Origin of the sequence: Chitinophaga sp. sic0106 (assembly GCF_019219075.1) — a bacterium.
Taxonomy (GTDB): Bacteria; Bacteroidota; Bacteroidia; order Chitinophagales; family Chitinophagaceae; genus Chitinophaga.
On sequence record NZ_JAHUWJ010000026.1, the window covers coordinates 71,419 to 93,641 of the forward strand.

The following is a 22,223-nucleotide window of genomic DNA, read 5'->3' on the forward strand; positions in this document are numbered from 1 at the left end:
CCGCCACGGTGGCAAGTTTAACAGCATTTTAACGGGGCATTCACATAGTGATAAGTTTTATTTGTTCTAAGAATGATTATTTTAGCACACCTGAAAAATAATTAGCATGGAAAATACATCATCCGATATCCGACAACTGAATGAAAAGATCCATCAGGCCAGCGCCTTTGTGGATCTGCTAAACATGGAGCTGGGTAAAGTAATCGTAGGGCAGAAATACATGGTAGAACGCTTGCTCATCGGGCTCCTGGCCCAGGGGCACGTGCTGCTGGAAGGTGTGCCGGGTTTGGCTAAAACCTTGTCCATCAAATCCCTGTCATCTGCCATCAATGGTAAATTCAGCCGAATTCAGTTTACGCCGGACCTGTTGCCAGCGGATGTAATCGGTACAATGATCTATAATCAGCAGCGCAATGAATTCATGGTTCGCCGCGGTCCTATCTTCGCCAACTTTATCCTGGCAGATGAGATCAACCGTGCCCCGGCCAAAGTACAGAGTGCCCTGCTGGAAGCCATGCAGGAAAGACAGATCACCATCGGTGATACCACCTTTAAACTGGATGAGCCTTTCCTGGTACTGGCTACCCAAAACCCGATTGAGCAGGAAGGTACCTATATGCTCCCTGAAGCGCAGGTAGACCGTTTTATGCTCAAAGTGGTGATCGGTTACCCAACCAAAGAAGAAGAACGTCATATCATCCGTCAGAACCTGAATCCACAGGCTACACCGGAAATCCGCCCTGTGATCCAGCCTTCTGATATCATGGAAGCCCGTAAACTGGTGCGCGAAGTGTATATGGATGAGAAGATCGAAAAATATATCATCGATATCGTTTTTGCTACCCGTAATCCGGAAGAGTATAAACTGCAGAAACTGAAGCCGCTCATCGCCTATGGTGGTTCTCCAAGAGCCAGCATCAACCTGGCACTGGCCGCCAAAGCCTATGCCTTCATGAAACGCAGAGGTTATGTGATTCCGGAAGATGTGCGCAGTATCTGTTTCGACGTGATGCGTCACCGTGTAGGCCTCACCTATGAAGCAGAAGCAGAGAACGTTACCAGCGAAAATATCCTCAGCGAAATCCTGAATGCGGTAGAAGTGCCTTAATAGCGGCCCTCCTGTCTCTAAATAATTTCGTCACACAAATACTTATCAGGTGGATACTGCTGAAATACTAAAAAAGGTCCGACAGATTGAGATCAAAACAAAAGGTCTTACCAATCACATATTTGCAGGCGAATATCACAGCGCCTTCAAAGGCCGTGGTATGTCGTTCAGCGAAGTACGCGAATACCACTTCGGTGATGATGTGCGCTCTATCGACTGGAACGTAACCGCCCGCTTCAACACTCCTTTCATAAAAGTATTTGAAGAAGAAAGAGAGCTGACCGTGATGCTCCTGGTGGATGTGAGCGAAAGCTCTGCCTTCGGTACCAAAAAACAGGACAAACGTCACCTCATCACCGAGCTATGCGCAGTGCTCGCCTTTTCCGCTATCAACAACAATGATAAGGTAGGCGTCATCTTCTTCAGCGATGGTATGGAAAGATATATACCTCCCAAAAAAGGTAAATCACATATCCTTTTCATTATCCGTGAACTTCTATCGTTTACGCCTAAACGTAAAGGAACCAACCTGAAAGAAACACTGCGTTTCTTCAATAATGCCACTAAAAAAAGAAGTATCGTTTTCGTACTGAGCGACTTCCTCTCCGGCGACTACCAGGACGCACTCAACATCGCTTCCAAAAGGCATGATGTAGTGGGCGTGCATGTGTATGACCAGCGGGATAAGGAGCTGCCTCCTGTGGGACTCATCCAGGTATCTGATGCAGAAACAGGTGATGTACAGTGGATTGATACCAATGATAAACAGGTACGGCAGTACTACGAGCGGCAGTTTGCGCAGCATGCACAATATTGCAAAAACGCATTTCTGAAAAGTGGTGCTGAACTCGTATCCGTACGAACCGATGAGGATTATGTAAAGGCATTGCAAACATTTTTCCTCAACAGAGCCTAAAGCGGAGCAAAGAAATCATGTACAGACAAAAAATAATTATCCGTCTTTTTTTATGTCTTTTACCGGGGCTGATATTACCCGGCACAATGCTGGCGCAAACTGCGCCGGAAGTACACGCCGGCGTGGATACCACCAATATCAGAATCGGTGAGCAGGTAAAACTCCGGTTGACGGCTACCATCCCGGCAGCACAGTTCAAGGACATCCGTCTTGGATTTCCTGTACTGCCTGATTCGCTGGACCATTTTGAAGTAGTTTCCCGCTCCTCCGTAGATACCAGCGGCGACGATCAGCTCAAAGTGCTGGGGCAAACCTTTGTACTTACCAGCTTCGATTCCGGCCACTGGGATATACCGGCTATGCGTTTTGAAGTGCTGCAAAGCAACAGCGCCCTGGCCGACTCCCTGTTTACCCTTCCGGTAGGCATTGATGTGGGCACCGTGGCGGTGGATACCACCAAGGCATTTAAACCGATCAAATCCGTTGTAACCGCTCCATGGAGAATATGGGACTACTGGATGGAAATCACCGGTGGCATGCTCCTGGTGCTGATCATCATCGGTATCATCTGGTTCCTGCGCACCCGTAAGAAGAGCATTCCGGAAGTACCAACGCCGACGGTTACACCGTATGAGCTGGCAACACAACAGCTGCAGGCACTGAAAGCGGAAAAAGTATGGGAAAACGGGGATATTAAAGGATACTATACCCGCCTGACTGATATTCTGCGAACCTATTTTGAACACCAGTTTGGTATTGCCGCACTGGAGCAAACTTCAGAAGAGCTGTTACAGAATATCAAACCGGTTACCAAGCTCAATCAGCAACGGGATAAACTGCGGAGTATCTTATCCGTTGCGGACCTGGCCAAATTCGCGAAACTACAGCCTAGTGCAGATGAACATCTCTCCAGCATGCAAAAAGCAGAAGAGATACTGGAATGGACACGCCCGAAATCAGAAGAAACCTCCGGCGAAGGCGTGGTAACGCAGGAAGCATAACATTAACAGAAAGGATATAATCAGATATTAATGGATCTATCTACTTGGAAAAATATTGAATTTGCCCACCCGGCATTTTTCTGGCTGCTGCTGCTGGTGCCGGTGATGGTCTATTGGTATATATCCAGGCGTAAAAAACAGCAGGGCGTGATGATGCTCTCCTCGCTACAGGGGCTGAAAGGCTTCCCGGTATCGTGGAAGGTGCGTTTCAGACCACTGCTGCTGGTGTTGCGATTGCTGGCTTTCGGGGCCCTGGTAACAGCGCTGGCACGCCCTCAAACAAGCAATACTTCAGAGAATATCGACAGTGAAGGTATCGACATCGTGATGGCCATTGATATCTCCGGTAGTATGCTGGCGCAGGACCTGCAGCCCAACAGGCTGGAAGCCGCTAAAAATGTGGCCATGGAATTTGTGGATAAGCGCATCAGCGATCGTATAGGCCTGGTCGTGTTTTCCGGCGAAAGCTTTACCCAATGCCCTATCACCACGGATCATGGCGTGTTAAAAAGCCAGATTATGCAGGTGAAAAGCGGTATGTTGCAAGATGGTACCGCCATCGGCATGGGACTGGCAACCTCGGTGGACAGGCTGCGCGGCAGCAATGCTAAAAGTAAAGTGATCATCCTGCTCACAGATGGTGTGAACAACACCGGGCTGGTAGATCCGCTTACGGCACTGGAAATAGCCAAAGCATTCAAGATACGCGTGTATACGATCGGGGTAGGTACCATTGGCAAGGCGCCATTCCCGATGCCAATGCCGGATGGCTCTGTACAAACAGTGATGCAGGACGTGCAGATCGATGAGCCGCTGATGAAGAAAATCTCCAAAGAAACCGGCGGACAATACTTCCGCGCTACCAATACCAATGATCTGAAACATGTGTATGATGAAATTGATCAGATGGAAAAAACCAAGGTAGAAATCACTTCCTATAAGAAGTTTGCAGAACATTTCTTCCTCTTGGCCTTTATAGCGCTGGCTTGCATCCTGCTTGAGGTAGTGCTGAGATACACCCTTTTCCGCAGTTTACCATAACAGTAATAACTTATATAGTAATGCCCTGCCCTACCCGGCAGGGCATTTTTTTTATGCTTACCTTTGAGCATCAATTATTAAACACAAGGCATTGCAAGCTACAATATACAAGTCCACAGGAAGCTGGTATGTGGTAAAAACCAACGACGGCGAGATTTATCAGGCGAGAATGAAGGGTATCTTCAAGAAAAATGAAGATATCACTTCCACTAATCCCGTGGCCGTTGGCGACCTGGTAGAAATTGAACCGGAAGAAGGAGATGCGGCCAATGCCATGATTACCGGAATCGGGGAACGCAGGAACTATATTGTGCGCAGCTCCCCGCACGGGCGACTCAAAAAACATATTGTTGCGGCTAATATAGATCAGGCAGTGCTGATCTGCACGTTAAAAGAACCCAAAACCTCCCAGGGTTTTATTGACCGTTTCCTGGTAACGGCAGCGGCTTACCATGTACCCGTTATTCTCATCTTCAACAAAAAAGATATTTACAGGGATAAAGAGCTGGAGCGCTTTGCGGAACTGGAAGAGCTGTATACCGGTATTGGTTACCAGGTGATGCTGATTTCTGCGAAGGAAGAAGATGGTATCGACGAGGTGAGAGCCCTGCTGAAGGATAAGACCACCCTGGCTTCCGGCCATTCGGGTGTGGGTAAGTCCTCCCTGATCAACGATTTATTGCCCGGCCTGGACCTGCGTACCACCGCTGTAAGCGACTGGAGCGGCAAGGGCTTGCATACCACTACTTCAGCGGAAATGTATGACCTGCCTGATGGCGGCCGGCTGATAGACACACCCGGCGTGCGGGAATTTGGAATTGTAGATATACCCAAAGCAGAACTATCCCATTATTTCCTGGAAATGGTGCCATATCTGAGCGAATGTCAGTTCAATAACTGCCTGCACATCAATGAACCCGGATGCGCCGTAAAACAGGCCGTAAACGACGGGGAAATTAATGTGGACAGATATGTAAGCTATGCTACCATTCTGGAAACCATCAACGAAAAGGAGTACTAATCAATTATTTTCTTTTGGTGGGCGAGTTGAGCTCGCCCAGCACTTTTTCAGCACCCCAGTTGCGGCGTGGCTGCGGGCAGCCTTTTTTCTGTGTGCGGCAGGCGGTAGCTACTGCGCTGAGCAGCAGGAGGATAAACAGGGTTTTTTTCATGGCAGAAAGGGTTTAAAATAATCTCCCCATCTGCTTACCAGCCTTGCGGTTGTGGGTTTTTATCTCTTTTGTATAGTAGTTGGAAGATGGGCATCCCTTTTCTTGCGAAGCACAACTCACCAGCAGGATACAACCCAATAAAAGCAGGCAAATATGAGATTTCATAGGAGGATATTTGCCTGCAATATAATAAATTTATTTAAAGCGTTTTTTCTTTAGGGAGTACTTCCTCGTACCAGGAGGCGTACATGGCGTAATTCTTTGAAATACGGTTGATTTCGCCGTTGATCAGCGCCATATCGATGTCCTTTACTTTTTTAGCCGGCACGCCTGCCCAGATGGTGCCTGGTTCCACATGCGTATCCGCGAGTATCACGGCTCCTGCCGCAATGATGCTGTTGCTGCTGATGCGGGCATTATCCATTACGATGGCGCCCATGCCTATGAGTACATTATCTTCTACCTTACAACCATGTAAAATAGCGTTATGGCCGATAGACACGTTGTTACCCACGATGGTCTGTGATTTCTGATAGGTACAGTGAATAACGGCACCGTCCTGGATATTTACGTTTTCGCCTATACGTATGCTGTTTACATCTCCGCGTACTACGGCATTAAACCATACGGTGCAGCCTTTTCCCATTACTACATCGCCAACGATGGTGGCATTGGGAGCGATAAAGATGTCGTCAGGCAGTTGTGGTGTGTGACCATTTAAGGGCAGTATATAAGCCATATATAAGAGTTTTAGCGCTTGGTGTACAAATATAACAATAAGTAATTACCAGTTGTTTTCTAACTTCGCAGGTAATAGTGTGAATGAGATATGAACAACAGGCAACTTTTTTTACAGCATGTAGCGCAAACAACAGATGCGCCGCTGGCATTGGAAATAGTGAAGGCAGCGGGCATGTATATGTGGGATGCAGACGGGAAGCAATATCTCGATCTGATAGCCGGCATCAGTGTATGTAATGTGGGGCATTGCCATCCCTCGGTGGTACAGGCCATACAGGAGCAGGCGCAGCAATATATGCATCTGCTGGTATATGGGGAGTTTGTGCAGTCGCCGCAGGTATCCTATGCAAAACTGCTCACAGATCACCTGCCGGATCATCTTAACTGTGTATACTTTACCAACTCCGGTGCTGAGGCGGTAGAAGGTGCCATGAAGCTGGCCAAGCGTTATACCGGCCGTCCGGAAATTGCGGCGTTTAACCGCAGTTATCACGGGTCTACCCAGGGCGCCCTCAGTATCCTCGGTGATGAATACTTTAGAAATGCCTACCGGCCTTTACTTCCAGGCATCCAGCACCTGGAATATAACAACTTTGAATCCCTGGAACTCATTACAGAAAATACCGCTGCTGTTATCGCGGAAAGCGTGCAGGCAGAAGGCGGTGTAATAATACCACAACGGGAATGGATACACGCACTTCGTAATAAATGTACCGCTACAGGTGCTTTACTAATCCTGGATGAGGTGCAGTGCGGCCTGGGCCGTAATGGCACGCTCTGGGCATTTCAGCAGCACGGGATTGAACCGGATGTCCTTACACTCGGTAAAGCATTGGGTGGCGGTATGCCACTGGGTGCATTTATATCTTCCAAAGAAATCATGTGGAGCCTTACCAACGCTCCTATACTGGGCCATATCACCACTTTTGGCGGACACCCGGTGAACTGCGCCGCCGGCAAAGCCGCTTTTCAGGCACTGCTGGAAGAAAATTTAGTGAAGGATGTAAAAGCAAAAGGAGAGATATTTTTACAATACCTGAAGCACCCGCGCATCAAGGCGGTACGTTCGTTAGGACTCATGATGGCCGTGCAGCTGGAGAGCTTTGAGGTGAATAAGAAAACGATTGATTATTGCATTGCAAATGGTGTGCTGACTGACTGGTTCCTGTTTGCATCGGATTGTATGCGGATTGCGCCGCCACTGGTGATTACAGAAGCGCAGATTATTGAGGCTTGTAAAGTGATTTGCGAAGCGCTGGATCAGCTTTAAACCATTGCCGAAGGCAATGGTTTAAAGCTGATGGGAGGGCCAGCTGGGCCCTCCCATCAGCATATTTAGAAGGTAAGTTTGAAAGAACCAAACACCCCAAAGCGCTTGCTCTTAGGCTCATCCGGTAACGCCGCCGGCGCCACTCTCCATACAAAATCGACCCGCAGGAATTTGAAGATATTTTCAATACCGGTGCCTACTTCTGCATATGGGTTTTTCTCCAGCGTTTTGAATGGATAGCCGTTGTAGAGGTTCAGTTGTTTGTTGGCAGTAGAGAGAGAACCAACTACGCCTTTGGCAGTCCAGAACTGGCGCCATTTCAATTTCTTTATCAGCGGGATATAAGCAAAAATGCCGTTACCGATGGTGTGTTCCACATTGAATCCTGCGTATTGATCGCTGAGGAATTCGAAGCGGTTCATCATGTTAAATGCGTACTTGTTATAATAATAGATCTCGTTACCGGGGTGTACTTCGAGAGAAGTATACGGCAGCGTTCCGAAAATTTTACCACCGTACACGTTGTAATACAGTGTTCCGAAAGGCGGCAGTTTAACGTAGTCGCTTACACTGAGCGCTACTTTATTGTACTGCTGGCTGCTGCTGGCGATACCGGGGATACCGAGCGCGTATTTCAGTTCTACAATCGGGTATTTGCTTCCCAGACTATACCTGTAAAAATCCCCTTCCAGGAACTCCTCCTGGAAAGCGTAGCGGAACTTGAGTTCTACTTCCATGCTGGTCATGGGATCGCCTTTGGTGGTGAAATTTTTATAGGCGTCGATGGTAGGCAGCGGTTCGTATGGGCGTAAGCGTTTGTGTGCCAGCGATACCTGGTGGGAGAAGCCGCTGTAGTATTCCTTGAAAAACTCTACGCGTTTTTCATCTGCCATGAGGAATTTCTGTGGCACGCCGTTTTTACGGATGGCGAGGGTGAAGATGTTGTCCGAGCCTACTTCATCGTAGTAGTGCGAGCCGTTGTCCAGGTCACGGGCGTAGGCGCCATAGAGGTACATGCGCGGATGGCGTTTCAGCAGCCAGAGGGCGGACATCTTTCCTTTCCAGGCTTCGTCCTTGAAGCCATAAGCCAGGTAGCCGTAGAGGTACAGGTCCTTATTGAACTTGGTGGTGGTACCGAGGTCGAAGCGCATACGGAAACCTTCCAGTCTGTTTTGTGAAAACGCGTACCAGTAAGGCCCCCATTCCAGCATACCAAATGGTTTGTAGCCGGTGGCGAGGAACTTGATGGTATTGGAATACTTCTGGAACAGTGGCATGTTCTGGAGACTGTCTACCATTTTGTAGATGCCAGCTTCGTTTTTGCTCAGCAGTTCCGGGCGGTTGTTATCCCAGAAGGTATCTTTACGGAACCTTGCGCTGTCCAGCAAGGTGATGGCTTCCGGATAGCGTTTATCGCCGAATATGTTGGTAGCCGCAGTATCATTGGTAATAACGTCTGTATAGGTAGTGGTTTTACGGCCTATGAAGTCCAGCGTTTTACCGGGTTTAGGACTGGGGGCCCAGAAATCTGCTACAAATTTATCTTTATACAAAAACCAGGTGCTGTCTTCCAGCTGCCTGAATTCCTGTACCAGGCTGATTTTCCTTACGAAGTTGATATTGGCGGCAGATGGGACCGACAAGGTTGTTTTTTGCACCGCGTAGGTGGTATCGTGCACCCAGAGGTCGCCCACGAATACGTTTTCTCCTTTACGTTTAGGCGTAAAGTTTAGTTTGATGAAACGTTGGTTGTTGACGTATTGGGTATCTGCAATTTTATAGTCGTAGTAGAAAGCGCCGTTGTTATTGATTGGGCTCACAAACTGCTTATCAAATACCGGGATAAAGTTATCGTAGATATTGATGTTCTGGTACATGCCTCCGAGGAACTTATGTACGCTTTCGTTATCAATGCCGGAGGTACGTGCTGCTTTTATTACTTCTTTGGTTTTATGTGGCTTGGCCTGGTAGAAGTAATCGGATAAAGATTCGGTTAGAAATATGGGCAGGAAGGGTTTGTCTTCCGAGGTGCTGTCTATATTTTCCAGGATGAATGCAAATGGTTTGGTGAATCTGTTTTTGGATAATTTTTCTTTGTTAAGATTTTTCATATCCAGTTCCAGTTTATTATACACCTGGTACTTATAGTTATCTAGCCGGTTATAATTGTTTTCAGGTTTATGTTTCACGATCTGGCGCAGGAGTATGAGGGCGAAGTTTACGTTGGCCTTGATTTCATGCGTTTTGAGTGATACGTCGGAGCGGGTGATTTCGAAGTTGATGACTTGTTCTTTCAGGCTGCGGTCCACCTTCATTTTGGTGAGGTTGTATCCCATCACGCGCACCTGCAGGGAGTCGGAAGGGATTACATTCAGCTCGAAGAGGTAGTTACCTTCTGCGTTGCTGACCATGCCTGTTTGTGTATTGGTGAACTGCAGGGTGGCGAAGGGAATAATTTCCTGGGAGTGGGCATCTCTGACAACTCCGCTTACCTTGTACTGTTGGGCCATTAAGCCTGAGGACCAGGCACATACGATAAATATAATTGCTATAATTCTTTTCCAGTCTACCATATCAGAGAACAATATTAGCGCAAATTCGGGTCACCTGCACACTTACCGTTTTCCTTAACGCTGGGATGACAAAAAAATATATTTTGATATATTGAAATTTAAGTTAACTTTGTATTGCAAAGTGCTTTTTATCATGACAGATCATGAACATCTCAAGACGTTAACGGACATCAGGAACATCATGGACCGCAGCAGCCGCTTCAGGGCGCTGAGCGGGTTAAGTGGTGTGTCAGCAGGTATTATAGGCCTGATAGGTGCGTATATTGCTCATTCCTGGATAGCTGATTATTATGATCGTTGGGGTATGCGTGGGGGTTATGATGACTATGATTTTGCGGGGCTTCGTGGTAACCTGATTATACTGGGATTTGTGGTGATGGCAGCGGCATTTTTGTCCGGTTTCATTTTTACCTACCGCAAGGCGCGCCAGAATAACCTGCCGGTATGGGATCATACTGCAAAGAAGGTGATTATTAATTGTGCGATTCCTTTCCTGACCGGTGGGATTTTTATACTGGCTTTGATCTACAATAATGTTACGCAGATTATTGCGCCATGCTGCCTGATTTTTTACGGGCTGGCATTGGTAAACGGCAGTAAGTATACACTGCAGGATGTGCGTTACCTGGGCATTACAGAAATAGCTTTAGGGTTGATCAACATGTTCTTTTTGCGTAAGGGCATAATTTTTTGGGCCATTGGCTTTGGCTTTTGTCATATAATTTATGGAGCTTTGATGTGGTGGAAGTATGAACGTAAAGGTAGTCTTCAAACATGAGCATGAATCCGATAGGAAATTTAAACAAGATATTTGAAAGCCGTATACGCCTGGGAGTGATGAGTGTGCTGATGGTGAACGAGGAGATCAATTTTAATGATCTCAAGCAGATGCTGGAAGTAACAGATGGTAACCTCGCCTCACACCTGAATACCCTGGAAGAAAACGGCTATATCAAAGTGCATAAGGGATTTATTGGGCGTAAAACCAATACTACCTATGCGATCACTCCGGTGGGCGAAAAGGCATTCAAAGGCCATCTCGCTGCGCTCGAGCACATGATCCGGTTTACAAAATAATTTTTTTTGTCTTTACACTTTGAAATACAAAGCACTTTTAAATATTGATTTATGGAAAACTCCTCCGCTCCTCTTTCTTTCTTTGATCGATTTGCCTACGCCATCAAAGCGGCATTCATCTTTTTTTTAATGATCATCCTGTTGGTGCCCACCTTCAACATCGGCTCCCTCGTTGATGAGCGTAACCAGCTGCGCCAAGGGGCAGCCGCTGAAATTGCCCGTACCTGGGGCGGTGAGCAAAGGGTACTGCTGCCACAACTGAGCATCCCCTATCAAACAAGGGATAGCATCGTACATGATCATGTTTTTAGCTTAAACCCCAGGTCTGTTAAGGTAGATGGGAATGTGAAGCCATCGGAACTCAAACGTGGGATCTATACCGTTACCGTGTATGATACTAAAATGCAGATCAGCGGCAGCTTCTCTCTCTCTGACCTGAAAAAATCAGACGACTCTCCTTCCGCCATTTTCCTGGAGAAAACAAAGCTGTACCTGAGCCTCGAAGATATAGGCGGGATTTATTCTCAACCTAAAATTACCTGGAACGGACAGCCCCTTACCACTGAACCAAACGTAAGCGGGGAAGCCACTTCCGCCAAAGAACACATCGACGAATACCGCCCCGCCGGCAATCCGGGCATCGTGGAAATTGCTGTTCCAGCGGCTAACCTCACCGAAGATGTAAACACCTTCACCATCGACATGGACCTGAAAGGTAGTACAGCACTCAGTTTTTTACCTACCTCCAAAAATACGGAAGTAAGCCTGCAGTCCACCTGGGACAGCCCTAACTTTTATGGCGATATCCCACCGCACAGCCGCGAAGTATCTAAAAGCGGATTTACGGCCAAATGGATCGTGCAGAATATGAACTGGAATCCGCTGAAACCTATGTCCTTCAACATGAACACCAAACAGTTTGGCGTCAAGCTGATCACCCCGGTGGACGTTTATCAGCAAAGCGCCCGGGCCATTAAATATGCCTTCCTGATCATCGGCATTACCTTCTTCCTGTATTATTTTGTAGAAATTGCACAGCGCCGCACCGTTCACCCCATCCAGTATGGCCTCATTGGAATTGCACTGAGTGTATTCTACATCCTGCTGCTGTCATTATCGGAACACACCACTTTCCTCATCGCCTACATCACGGCCAGCGCCATGACGATAGGCCTGATTGTACTCTACACCTGTGCCGTGCTCACCCGCCGCATCGGCTTCACCATCGGCGGACTGCTAGCGCTGTTTTATACCTTCATTTATGTGATCATCAGCGCGGAAGATTATGCCTTGCTCATGGGTAGCTTCGGACTGTTCTTTACACTGGCAGGCATCATGTACTACAGCAGGAAGATTAACTGGAGCAGGACCCAGCCGGCCGCAGTAAATGCATAATTCCTAAAATTGCTTTTATGTATGACGATAATACTTCTTTCGGATCATTCATATGGTATTTCATTACCCAGTGGCTCGGTCGCAACCCTTTGCTGCTGCTGATGATAACCATCCCTGCCCTTGTACTCTTCTGTATGATGAAAGCAGAACAAAGGAGCAGTAAAAACTAAATTGCTACAATCAATGCAACGGCCCCTATGGTTGACACGACAAGCTTTATATAATGGTTCCGGGGCCGTTTTTTATGATTAAATTTGATAACAGTGTTTTTAACAATTTCATCACGTGCAGTGCCGGTGATATGCACTGCCAACGAATAGCTTTGACATGCCCGGATCATATTTCAAAAATCGATTAGCCAGTTTCGGATATGCATTTGCAGGGTTCTTTGCTTTTGTAAAATCAGAACCACATGCACGCATACACGCAGTATCCACAGTAGCGGTTGTAGCCGCCGGCTGCTGGTTCCAGGTAAGCAAGCCGGACTGGCTATGGCTGCTATGGTCCATGGCATTGGTATGGATTACTGAAATGCTCAATACCGTGATCGAAAAAATGATGGATCATTTGTCGCCGGCCATTCATCCAAAGGTGAAGTTCATCAAAGACCTGGCTGCCGCTGCTGTACTGGTGGCTGCCATTGCCGCCGCCATCACTGGCGGATGCATCTTCTGGCCTTACCTGTTTAGTTAACCGCTTTATCCCTATGCTATTCACTGATTAATAGCTACATCATGAACGTGTTTAAAAAAAGACTGGCTGCCATCGGCAGTATACTTGAAAGGCCGCAGGTACATCATATCCTGTACGCCTCTATTATCTTCAGCCTGGCACTGATATTTTTTCGTATATACTATACCGGTAGTATGCTGCGCGCCTCGCTGGTATGGAATCTTTTCCTGGCCTATATTCCTTTTGCGCTTACCCGCTGGATGGAAAAGCATCCGGCGGATATGCAGCAGCGGCTCAACTGGTACGCCTGTTTCATCGTGTGGCTGCTCTTCATTCCTAACGCACCGTATATCATCACCGACCTGTTTCATCTTTTTGACGGTGGCGTGCCGGTATGGTTTGAGTTGTTTCTTATTTCTTCCTTTGCCTTTAACGGCATGATGCTCGGCTACTTATCCATTCGCAGCATGGAAAAGATGTGGAGCAGCAGGTACTCCCGCTGGCCGGCATGGCTGTTTTCCATCCCGGTGATGTTCCTGTGCAGCATGGGCGTTTATATAGGCAGGTACTTACGTTACAACAGCTGGGATGTAGTGAAAGACCCCATCACCCTCTCAAAAGATATGATCGCTTTGTTTATCCATCCCTGGGAAAACCGTCACGCCTGGGCATTTACCATATGCATGGGTGTATTTTTAAGCCTGATGTATCCGCTGGTAAAGCAGTTGCGAAGGGCCTGAATTCTCACCATAAAAAAAAGCCTGCGGAAAATGTTCCGCAGGCTTTTTCTTTTTATATAACGCGTTTTAGAAGTCTACACCCATACCGAAGTACCAGATAGGCTTGCTTTTGAAGAAGTCAACCATTGGCCAGCCTGCATCCACGCGGAGGAAATAACCAGCGATGGTGGTGCGGGCACCAAATCCGTAACCGCCGATGAAAGGTCCGAGGAAGCCTTCCTTAATGCGGGTTACTACTCCTGGTGCCTGTCCGTAGTTGCCATAGTTGGCATCTTTAAACGACAGCTTTTTATTCCAGGCAGTACCGATGTCCATGAAGGTGGTAAGCTGGAAGTTGCGGATCATAGCGGAGTTGATCGGCTTATCGATGAAGGTGGCGAATACCGGCAGTCGCAGTTCCGTATTCAGCAACATCACGTTGTTACCGTTTTTGGCGTTCTGCTTGTAACCGCGGAGGTTTTCGGCCAGGGTTTGATAAGCGTAGTTGGTGGTTGGGTCCACAGGGTTGTTACCGTGGATCTGTGGGTTCAGCCAGTTGTCGATACCACCGAGGTAGTAAATCATTTTGCGGCTGCCCCACGACATATCCATGGCGAACCTGGTGGCCCAGATGAAATTGCGGTAGATCTTTTCGTAGTGGCGGATATCCACACCCATGTTATAGGTAAATCTGCCTTTGGCGGCTATGGCATTCGGATTAAAGAACTCGTTGAGGCCACCATTGGTTACCTGCGAGTTGACGTCGCCATAGATTTTGTACCGGGTACCATTCCAGATGTTGATGGCCGGGTTGATGGTATTATCATATACGTACTCGATGCGACCGAGGATATAGCTTTCTTTGCGATCTGGTTCGTCGAGGCTGATACGTTTGTCGGCCTGGAATACCATTTTATCAGTACGATAGCCAACGGAGAGGCGTACACTTCTCACCTGGTCAAAAGGATAGCGCATTTCCGCCTGGTACAGATTGGTCATCAGTTTGACCGGGTTCCAGTAAATCTGGTTATCCTGTTCGATTGGAACGGCGCCGCTCTTATCTACTTTCCGGTAGTAAGTGAATTTATAGTCGAACCGGCGCTTCAGGTACGAGCCGGTGATAAAGTACTCTGAACCTTGCAGGTCAAATGGAATACGGAAGCCGCCGTTAATTTTCACATCTTCAAACAGATCGCTGACGCCTATACGAATCAGTCCGTTAACCGGATCGGTGAGGCGGATTGGGGAGGTAGGCTGACCGGTAAAGATCTGGTACCGGTTGATCAGGATGGAGTTATCGATCTGGAGGATCAGGTAGTCGGACGCAAACTTCCATTTGTACGGCATCAGTCGGGTTTGTTTGAGTATCGACGGTGTGGCCGGTTTTTTATCGAATATGGAGAGGCCGCCTTCCTGTGCTGCCTCGTTTACCAGTTTGATTTCCGAGCTGGCAGGTGCTTTGGCGGTATCGGCCGGCTCGTTACCAAACTCGTTCTGGAAGAAGTTAGGCTGCGTAGAGGTATCCTTACGGGGAGCCATAAACGTAGGCAGTCCGAGCCGGATACTGTCCTGGTGCATCTGATCCTGGCGGAAGCTGGTATTGCGGGCAGTAACGTTTCTTTTCTTCAGGGTAGTGGTATCCACCTTGAGCTTCATGAGCCGTTTGATGTCGGCGTAGGCCACTACTTCGGATACTTCGCCTTTTTCACCGGTTACGCGTGATTCCAGGATACCGTAAGGGTAGTTGGAGATCGGGAACGTATAGGTGGAGTCGTTAGTGATCACCACTGCTTCCACTGAATCCGGTGTGCTGGTGCCGTAGGCAGCCAGGGCGGAGTCCAGGTCTTCTTTTTCAGGGTTATGCAGGATTTCGGAGCCTACGTAGAAGAGGGAGTCCACTCCTACGTTCTGTGATTTAAAGAAACCGGCATAACGGTTACGGATACCGTTTGCGTCTGAAACGAAGGTGAAGTGGGTGGTGTTATACTGCATGGGCAGGCGTGCATCACCGTATTTGAGGTCGGTCAGCTGGGTGATTTGCCTGTCGGCGCTCTTGGTCCAGTTGTCGACCATGAAGATGTTGTAGCTATTGCGCAGCAGCGAGGTATCCGAGCCGCGGCCTTTAGGGGCAGGGCGGTTGGAAGCGTAGATGATGCCGCTTTTACCAGGGAATGCTGCGAAGGATGGTTCCAGGTCATCATACACGTCGTTGGTGATCTGGTCGGTTTTGGAATTGCTGATGTTATAGGTGAAAATGTCGGTGTGTCCGTTTTTCACAGCGGACAGCAGCAGGGTATTTTCCATCACCGGCATGTATTTGAAGTCGATTACGCGGTCGAACTGTGGCAGATCCTGGCGCAGGGTGATGCGGGTCACCAGGTCATAGATCATCAGTTTTGTTTTGCCTTCGTGTTCGTAGATCACTGCGAGGCGGTTCCCTTTGGTATTCCAGGCCATCTGAGGATAGTTAGGGTCCATCTGGTTGGCGAGCTGCATAACGCCGCTTCTGAGGAGTACTTTAGGTTTGTTCCATCCCAGCTGTATCTGTACTTTGTACAGGCCTTTTTTGAATTCTACTACCGCGTATGAATTATTTTTAGGATTAGGGTTGAAGCGGAAGTAATCGGCCTTTTGTGTGATTTCCTGGGCTACGATGGTGCGACCTTTGGCGGATGTTTTTCTGCGTTTGTTATCGTTGGAGAAGCGTTTGGTATAAAACAGCATAAAGTCCTGCGTAGCCTTTTTAGGGGTCATACTCAGCACCTGTTCAAAACCTTTTTTGAGCCCTCTGTTGATACGGGTGATGTACATCAGGTATGGCACGGCGTCATTCCCGTATTTAGCTTCTACATAATACCAGAAAGCATGACCGGCCAGCAGGGGATGGTCATAGGCCAGTTGGTTATAGTTATTGTATTTTCCGGAGAGAATAATAGATTTCAGCTGTTCATCTTCTCTTGCCGTCCAGTTTTCAGCGGCATAGGCGATGAAGCCGTCGGTAAACCATTTAGGGAAGTCGATGAGGGCTGCATTGCCGGCGAATTCCCCGATATCTTCTCCGAAGAGCAGGGTTTCGAGCATGATACGGGCAATCCCCTGGCGTATCTGCCGGCGGAGGTTTTCATGGTTACCGTCGAAGTACACGATCATTTTGTTGCCTACCAGTTTGGTAACGCCGCCGGTGTTCTGCCATTCTACGCCAATGCCTATATTGGATTGTTTCATCTCACCAAAGCTGTTGTACACAACGATGTTGATACGTTGGCGAGGCGTGGTTTCCATGAACTGTTCCAGCTGGGGCAACTCTTTTTCCGCGATTTGTACCACGTATTTTCCCAGTTCGAGGCCATTTTGGGCGAAGTAGGTGTTGAAATGCCGACTTTGGTAATACCGCCACTTAAAATTCTTGAACTGCACGCGATTCTGGCCGAATTCTACGGTATTGGTCTGAGCAAACGACACTGTCGTTCCAAGTAATAGGGCTCCGTGGAATAATAACCTGGTAATAAATCTGTTCATACAGAAAGTATTGATAATATTGTGATCTGTTTACAAATTAGCTAAAAAACGGGTAACATGATCGAACTTCACCATTTCACCTTCAGTCCTATGCAGGAAAACACTTACCTGCTTATTAACGAAAAAAAGGAATGCATAATTATAGACCCGGGCTGTTATTTTGAGAACGAAAGAAAAGAATTATTACAATATATACAAACGGAGGGGCTAATTGTTACGAGGCTGCTGAACACCCACTGCCATCTGGATCACATTTTTGGTAACAAACTTGTGTCAGAAACCTATAAGGTAAGGCCGGAGATTCACCCCAACGAACAAACGATTTTGGACCTTTCCCAGCAGGTAGGTAGTATGTATAATATGCCTTTTCCACCCTCTCCCATGCCTGGTGCGTACCTGACGGCCGGTGAAATCTTTGATTTCGGGGATAATAAAATTGAAATTCTGTTGGTTCCGGGGCACTCTCCGGGCAGTGTGGCTTTTTATTGTGCGGCACAAAAAATTATTATAGGGGGAGATGTATTGTTCCGTGATAGTATAGGGCGTACGGACTTGCCTGGTGGCGATCATGAAACATTGCTGGACAGCATCCGTACCCAGCTGTTTGTGTTGCCGGACGATGTGGTGGTGTACCCGGGGCACGGGCCTGCTACTACTATTGGGTATGAGAAGCAGCATAATCCTTTCCTGAATTAACATTTTTTGAGGCTGGCAAAAAAGGCCTCCCTTACGGGGAGGTGATGAAAACAAACGTCTTCATTTTACTTTTTAGTCAGCCGCTTTCAGCCCTGCCCACGGCAGGGGAGTAAAAAAGAGCCCCTGGTCCAGTTCGACCAGGGGCTCTTTTTATTTTATAAATTTCCCTATCACCGGCAGTTTTGCAAACTCCCGTTTTTCCATCCGGAATATAAATAGCAGATATCCCAGGAAGAAAATAGTTGCCACCGTCAGCGATGATCCCTTGATCGCATATACGTTATTAGGCGTGAGGAAGGTGACATTGATCCAGTTATAGATGTAATACAGTCCTATAGCGGATACCATGTAGGTAATTATTTTAGGGAGATGGTATGGCACCGGGTAATACTTTTGACCCCATATATAACAGATGACCATTTGCGCGAGGTAGCATACCATGGTGGCCAGCGCCGCCCCGTAGTAGCCCATAATCGGTATCCACCACCAGTTAAGCAGGATGGCCATACCTGCTGATATCAGGGTGATAATGGCACCAGCCCTGGTGTTGTTGGTGAGTTTAAACCAGATGGTGAGATTGTAATACACTCCGAGGAACATGTAACCCATGAGGAGCAGCGGTACAATGGTGAGGCCTTCATAGTACTCCGGTTTGCGGAGGAAGATTTTCCAGATATTCAGGTACAGGCTTACAAACAGGAACATGCAACAGAGCAGCACCACGAAAATTTTCATGATGCGGGCATACATTTTCTGCGGGTTGCTGTCAGACTCCGCCTGCTTAAAGAAAAACGGTTCTGCCCCAAGCTTAAAGGCCTGGATAAACATATTGATGAGGATCGACAGTTTGTAGTTGGCGCTGTAGATGCCGATCAGATATTTCTTTTTTTCTTCACTGTCCACCGGCAAAAAGGTGGGCAGAAACCATGCACGGTCAAAGGTTTCGTTTACCATCCCGGCCATTCCTACGATGATGAGTGGCAGCGAGTAGGTGATCATTTCTTTCCACAGGGATTTGTCGAACTGCCATTTAAGGCCTTTGATCTGCGGGAAGAACATCAGCAGGGTAAGGCCGCTGGCCAGCAGGTTGCTGAGGTACACATAGCCCAGGGTGGCGCCTCCTCCCATTACATCCGGCAGCCAGTGGTGGCCGGCATCATAGAGTTTGGGGCAGAGGTAGAGGAAAAAGACATTGAAAAATACGTTGGTAACGATATTGGATATACGAATAAACGCATACTTCAATGGTCTGTTTTCGAGTCGCAGTTGCGCATAAGGGATGGCGGTGAGTGCATCAAACGCCATGATCAGCACAATGTAAAAATAGAACGATGGGTGCCCTGCTACCCCGGCCATTTCTGCCGAGTGGGTGTTGAGAATGGGCCCTTGCAGCAGGAAGAGCAGTATGGTAGCGCCTATGGTGGAAAAGATCAGTGAAATCATAGAGGTGCTGAGCACCAGGTTTTCATTGTCTTTTTTGGCAAACCGGAAAAAGGCGGTTTCCATGCCATAGGTGAGTACGATATTGGCAAAAGGGATATAGGCGTAGGCGGTATTCATTTCGCCGTAGGATACGGCGGTGAGTATACCCAGGTAAAAAGGTGTCAGGAAATAATTGAGCAGCTTGCTCACTATATTACTGAGGCCGTAGAAGATTGTTTGTCCTGCCAGATTCTTTATGCTCAAAGCCAGTGATTTTTGTAAAGTTATTCAAAGTTTCCGCCCCTGCGTTGCTGCTTTTTGTCCGACAGCCGCTTTTTAAACTGGATACGTTTTTCTACCATCGCCTTGGAGGGCTTGGTGGCAATACGTTTTTTGCGGGGAATGAGCGCTTTATAAATCAGCTCATTTATTTTACGGATTACCTCCTGCTTGTTTCCCAGCTGGGTACGGGCTGTCTGGGATTTTACCAGCAGCATGCCTTCGGCGTTAATACGGTTGGAGAGTTTCTCTTTCAGTATCGCCTTTTGTTCATCGGTGAGCAGTGCAGAAGCGGATATATCGAAATACCCTTCCACCATTGTTTCCACCTTATTCACATTCTGGCCACCTTTCCCTCCGCTCCTGGCGGTGCGGAAACTGAGTTCGGCCGTTACATCTATATTCATTATATATTATATCTCTCTGTAATATAAATTTTATACTTAGCGGAGCAAGTTATTAAAAACTGTGCGTAAATTCCGGGCTGCAAAAATACACAATAATGAGAGCTGTAATACAAAGAGTAAGCAAGGCATCTGTAACGGTGGGAGAAACGGTAACCGGGGCTATACAAACCGGGCTGCTGGTATTGCTGGGGATTGAAGATGCGGACACACAGGAAGATATCCAGTGGCTGAGCAGTAAAATTGTGAATCTGCGCATTTTTAATGACGATGCCGGTGTGATGAACGTGTCGGTAAAGGATGCCCATGGGGACATTCTCCTGGTGAGCCAGTTTACTCTACATGCTTCTACTAAAAAAGGGAACCGTCCGTCTTACCTGAAAGCCAGCAAACCCGATGTAGCTATACCCCTGTACGAAAAAATGATTGCCCGGCTGGAGCAGGATATGGAAACTACTATTCAGCGCGGGATTTTTGGGGCTGATATGAAAGTGGAGCTGCTGAATGATGGCCCGGTGACGATTATTATTGATACGCAAAATAAGGAGTAGTAGGTCTTGAACATGGCCGTTTTACGCTTGTAAATGCTGGTCCCTCCGGCATTTTAACCTCAAATTAGTGCAATAATCTTATCCTGTAACCAATGGCGGCTTCCCACGTTTAATATGCAGATGGATGCGCAAAAAGCTGTCGGGTAGCCTGGAGACTATCAACCTAAAATCAAAATCTATGAAGAAATTAAGTGTGCTCACCATGGCAGCACTATTACTTTTCGCTGCCTGTAAAAAGAATGACGACCCCGAGCAATCAGCAGATTGCGCAGAGGTTTTATGCCTGTCAGTAGGGCATATCCTTGCTGTACGGCTGGTAGATGAACAGGGTAAAAACCTTGTTTATGGTCCTGATGCCAGCATTCCTAAAGAAAGCATAAGCCTGTATTATGGTGATAAGCCTCTGCTATGGCGGTCTTCCGCAGATTCTGCCACCAGCAGCGCTTTCATAGGAGCTTATCTGGAAGCGACCTATGCACAGAGTAGTGTACGAACTCCGGGGAACGATTTTACTTTGGACCTCACATTAAAAATCAGTACAGCTAGTGGAATCAAAACGTATCTGCTGCATATACTAAACCATCGTAATTGCTGTGGCGCAATGGTAACAGGTATACAGATCAATAAGGAGGGAGTGGTGTATAAGGCGAATAATACGAATGGATTTGCACCAATTGATCTTCCCATTAAAATTTAATCCTCTGGTATAATGAAAAGAATTATCTTCTTATTTGTGCTTTGCACGCTTGCTATCAGTTCCTGTAAAAAGGGTGATGATAAGCAGGATTGCGCTGGTATTTATTGCGATTATTCCGGTCTGGATCTACGTTTTCGCCTGGTAGATGCTGCAGGTAAAAACCTCGTTTATGGCCCGGATGCACGAATTCTTCCAGAAAATATTTCGTTGGCTTTCCATGAAATGACATTTGAGATGCATTCCTCCGCCGATTCGGCGAATGCCACGGGCTACCTGAATACGTCGCTGCTAAACCTACTGAGTGTGGTGCTTATGAACCCAGCTGCTAAGGAACTTGGCTTACCGCTGACATTGAAAGTTAAAACCGCCGCCGGTGAAAATACGATATTGTTAAATGTTGAATACGGCATTAATTGTTGTGGTTATAGTTTAAGAGGGCTGTATTTAGACAAGGCAGGCACTTTTTATAAGCCACAACCTCACCCCACCGGTGCCCCTGTAATTAATATTCCTATTCAGTTATAACCTTAACGGTTATACGAAATATTTGCATGTTCAGGCTGGAAAATTCTTTCTGGCCTGAACATTGTTTTTACTCTTTCGTTATCTTTAGGAGAATTAACAATTTTTATAAGAGATGACGATTAAAGAAGCCCAGGAGCAGATAGACCATTGGATCAACACTACCGGAGTACGCTATTTCAGCGAACTCACCAATATGGCTATACTGACGGAAGAAGTGGGAGAAGTGGCACGATTGATGGCACGCAAATACGGAGAGCAGTCCTTTAAAGAGTCGGATTCAAAGAAAGAACTGGCGGATGAACTGGCTGATGTGATGTGGGTGTTGCTATGTATTGCCAACCAAACTGGTGTGGACATGACGGCCGCATTGGAGAAAAATTTCAACAAAAAGAATATCCGGGATGCAGACCGGCATATCAATAATCCCAAATTAAAGTAAGCGAAG

At 47.3% G+C, this 22,223-nt stretch carries 24 protein-coding genes; 17 read left to right on the plus strand and 7 right to left on the minus strand.

The annotated features are described in order from the left end of the window. The first annotated feature begins 184 nt into the window (after window positions 1–184). From KW844_RS26575 to rsgA, 5 genes are all read left to right on the plus strand, one after another. Window positions 185–1,108 carry an AAA family ATPase gene (locus KW844_RS26575; protein ID WP_370626517.1) on the plus strand — a complete coding sequence of 308 codons (924 nt, stop codon included), beginning with the start codon at window positions 185–187 and terminating at the stop codon, window positions 1,106–1,108. Window positions 1,109–1,157: 49 nt separating this feature from the next. Continuing rightward, a complete protein-coding gene (locus KW844_RS26580; RefSeq protein WP_218379803.1) occupies window positions 1,158–2,024 on the plus strand; it encodes a DUF58 domain-containing protein in 867 nt (288 codons plus the stop codon). Between the two features lie 86 nt (window positions 2,025–2,110). Next, window positions 2,111–3,025: a hypothetical protein gene (locus tag KW844_RS26585; protein WP_218379804.1), complete on the plus strand. Its 915-nt coding sequence runs from the start codon at window positions 2,111–2,113 to the stop codon at window positions 3,023–3,025. 30 nt (window positions 3,026–3,055) lie between these two features. Next, on the plus strand, window positions 3,056–4,066 hold the full coding sequence (locus KW844_RS26590; RefSeq protein WP_218379805.1) for a VWA domain-containing protein: 1,011 nt from the start codon (window positions 3,056–3,058) through the stop codon (window positions 4,064–4,066). Window positions 4,067–4,157: 91 nt separating this feature from the next. After that, a complete protein-coding gene (gene rsgA, locus KW844_RS26595; protein ID WP_218379806.1) occupies window positions 4,158–5,087 on the plus strand; it encodes a ribosome small subunit-dependent GTPase A in 930 nt (309 codons plus the stop codon). Window positions 5,088–5,091: 4 nt separating this feature from the next. Here rsgA and KW844_RS26600 read toward each other — a convergent pair whose 3' ends face one another. Genes KW844_RS26600 through KW844_RS26610 form a run of 3 tightly spaced genes read right to left on the minus strand, consistent with a single transcriptional unit; the run spans window position 5,092 to window position 5,977 of the window. Beyond that, window positions 5,092–5,238, minus strand: a complete 147-nt coding sequence (locus KW844_RS26600; protein ID WP_218379807.1) for a hypothetical protein — start codon at window positions 5,236–5,238, stop codon at window positions 5,092–5,094. Window positions 5,239–5,250: 12 nt separating this feature from the next. After that, on the minus strand, window positions 5,251–5,403 hold the full coding sequence (locus tag KW844_RS26605) for a hypothetical protein (RefSeq protein WP_178372137.1): 153 nt from the start codon (window positions 5,401–5,403) through the stop codon (window positions 5,251–5,253). Window positions 5,404–5,437: 34 nt separating this feature from the next. Then, window positions 5,438–5,977, minus strand: coding sequence for a gamma carbonic anhydrase family protein (locus KW844_RS26610; protein ID WP_218379808.1), 540 nt, complete (start codon window positions 5,975–5,977; stop codon window positions 5,438–5,440). Window positions 5,978–6,067: 90 nt separating this feature from the next. On the opposite strand from KW844_RS26610, the gene KW844_RS26615 reads away from it, so the two are divergent. Beyond that, window positions 6,068–7,249 (plus strand): aspartate aminotransferase family protein, encoded by a 1,182-nt coding sequence (locus KW844_RS26615; protein WP_218379809.1) that lies wholly within the window; start codon window positions 6,068–6,070, stop codon window positions 7,247–7,249. Window positions 7,250–7,314: 65 nt separating this feature from the next. Here KW844_RS26615 and KW844_RS26620 read toward each other — a convergent pair whose 3' ends face one another. Beyond that, the gene (locus KW844_RS26620; protein ID WP_218379810.1) at window positions 7,315–9,822 is read right to left on the minus strand and encodes a DUF5686 family protein; all 2,508 of its coding nucleotides are present in this window, start codon (window positions 9,820–9,822) and stop codon (window positions 7,315–7,317) included. 133 nt (window positions 9,823–9,955) lie between these two features. On the opposite strand from KW844_RS26620, the gene KW844_RS26625 reads away from it, so the two are divergent. From KW844_RS26625 to KW844_RS26650, 6 genes are all read left to right on the plus strand, one after another. Continuing rightward, the gene (locus KW844_RS26625) at window positions 9,956–10,600 is read left to right on the plus strand and encodes a hypothetical protein (protein WP_218379811.1); all 645 of its coding nucleotides are present in this window, start codon (window positions 9,956–9,958) and stop codon (window positions 10,598–10,600) included. Between the two features lie 2 nt (window positions 10,601–10,602). After that, window positions 10,603–10,899 (plus strand): transcriptional regulator, encoded by a 297-nt coding sequence (locus KW844_RS26630; protein ID WP_143159948.1) that lies wholly within the window; start codon window positions 10,603–10,605, stop codon window positions 10,897–10,899. A 51-nt stretch (window positions 10,900–10,950) separates the two neighbouring features. After that, window positions 10,951–12,294, plus strand: coding sequence for a cell envelope integrity protein CreD (gene creD / locus KW844_RS26635; RefSeq protein WP_218379812.1), 1,344 nt, complete (start codon window positions 10,951–10,953; stop codon window positions 12,292–12,294). A 17-nt stretch (window positions 12,295–12,311) separates the two neighbouring features. Continuing rightward, a complete protein-coding gene (locus KW844_RS26640) occupies window positions 12,312–12,464 on the plus strand; it encodes a hypothetical protein (RefSeq protein WP_218379813.1) in 153 nt (50 codons plus the stop codon). Window positions 12,465–12,621: 157 nt separating this feature from the next. Continuing rightward, a complete protein-coding gene (locus KW844_RS26645; RefSeq protein WP_218379814.1) occupies window positions 12,622–12,987 on the plus strand; it encodes a diacylglycerol kinase in 366 nt (121 codons plus the stop codon). A gap of 41 nt (window positions 12,988–13,028) precedes the next feature. Beyond that, the gene (locus KW844_RS26650; protein WP_218379815.1) at window positions 13,029–13,706 is read left to right on the plus strand and encodes a DUF1361 domain-containing protein; all 678 of its coding nucleotides are present in this window, start codon (window positions 13,029–13,031) and stop codon (window positions 13,704–13,706) included. A gap of 66 nt (window positions 13,707–13,772) precedes the next feature. Here the strand turns inward: KW844_RS26650 and KW844_RS26655 are convergent, their stop codons facing one another. Then, complete coding sequence (locus tag KW844_RS26655) at window positions 13,773–17,204, minus strand: hypothetical protein (RefSeq protein ID WP_218379816.1); 3,432 nt, start codon at window positions 17,202–17,204, stop codon at window positions 13,773–13,775. Window positions 17,205–17,261: 57 nt separating this feature from the next. Here KW844_RS26655 and KW844_RS26660 point away from each other — a divergent pair, with 57 nt between their 5' ends. Further along, the gene (locus KW844_RS26660; RefSeq protein ID WP_218379817.1) at window positions 17,262–17,900 is read left to right on the plus strand and encodes an MBL fold metallo-hydrolase; all 639 of its coding nucleotides are present in this window, start codon (window positions 17,262–17,264) and stop codon (window positions 17,898–17,900) included. Between the two features lie 150 nt (window positions 17,901–18,050). On the opposite strand, the gene KW844_RS26665 is transcribed toward KW844_RS26660, so the two are convergent. Together KW844_RS26665 and arfB are read right to left on the minus strand one after the other, a co-directional pair. Beyond that, the gene (locus KW844_RS26665) at window positions 18,051–19,586 is read right to left on the minus strand and encodes a polysaccharide biosynthesis C-terminal domain-containing protein (protein ID WP_218379818.1); all 1,536 of its coding nucleotides are present in this window, start codon (window positions 19,584–19,586) and stop codon (window positions 18,051–18,053) included. A 20-nt stretch (window positions 19,587–19,606) separates the two neighbouring features. Beyond that, window positions 19,607–20,008, minus strand: coding sequence for an alternative ribosome rescue aminoacyl-tRNA hydrolase ArfB (gene arfB, locus KW844_RS26670; protein ID WP_218379819.1), 402 nt, complete (start codon window positions 20,006–20,008; stop codon window positions 19,607–19,609). Window positions 20,009–20,103: 95 nt separating this feature from the next. Between arfB and dtd the strand changes: the two genes are divergently transcribed. The 4 genes from dtd (at window position 20,104) to KW844_RS26690 (ending at window position 22,217) form a co-directional block, all read left to right on the plus strand. Beyond that, the gene (gene dtd / locus KW844_RS26675; RefSeq protein ID WP_218379820.1) at window positions 20,104–20,556 is read left to right on the plus strand and encodes a D-aminoacyl-tRNA deacylase; all 453 of its coding nucleotides are present in this window, start codon (window positions 20,104–20,106) and stop codon (window positions 20,554–20,556) included. 178 nt (window positions 20,557–20,734) lie between these two features. Then, window positions 20,735–21,253, plus strand: a complete 519-nt coding sequence (locus KW844_RS26680) for a hypothetical protein (RefSeq protein ID WP_218379821.1) — start codon at window positions 20,735–20,737, stop codon at window positions 21,251–21,253. 12 nt (window positions 21,254–21,265) lie between these two features. Then, entirely contained in the window at window positions 21,266–21,778 is a 513-nt protein-coding gene (locus tag KW844_RS26685; protein ID WP_218379822.1) for a hypothetical protein, read from the plus strand. Between the two features lie 112 nt (window positions 21,779–21,890). Further along, complete coding sequence (locus tag KW844_RS26690; protein WP_218379823.1) at window positions 21,891–22,217, plus strand: nucleotide pyrophosphohydrolase; 327 nt, start codon at window positions 21,891–21,893, stop codon at window positions 22,215–22,217. Window positions 22,218–22,223 lie beyond the last annotated feature (6 nt).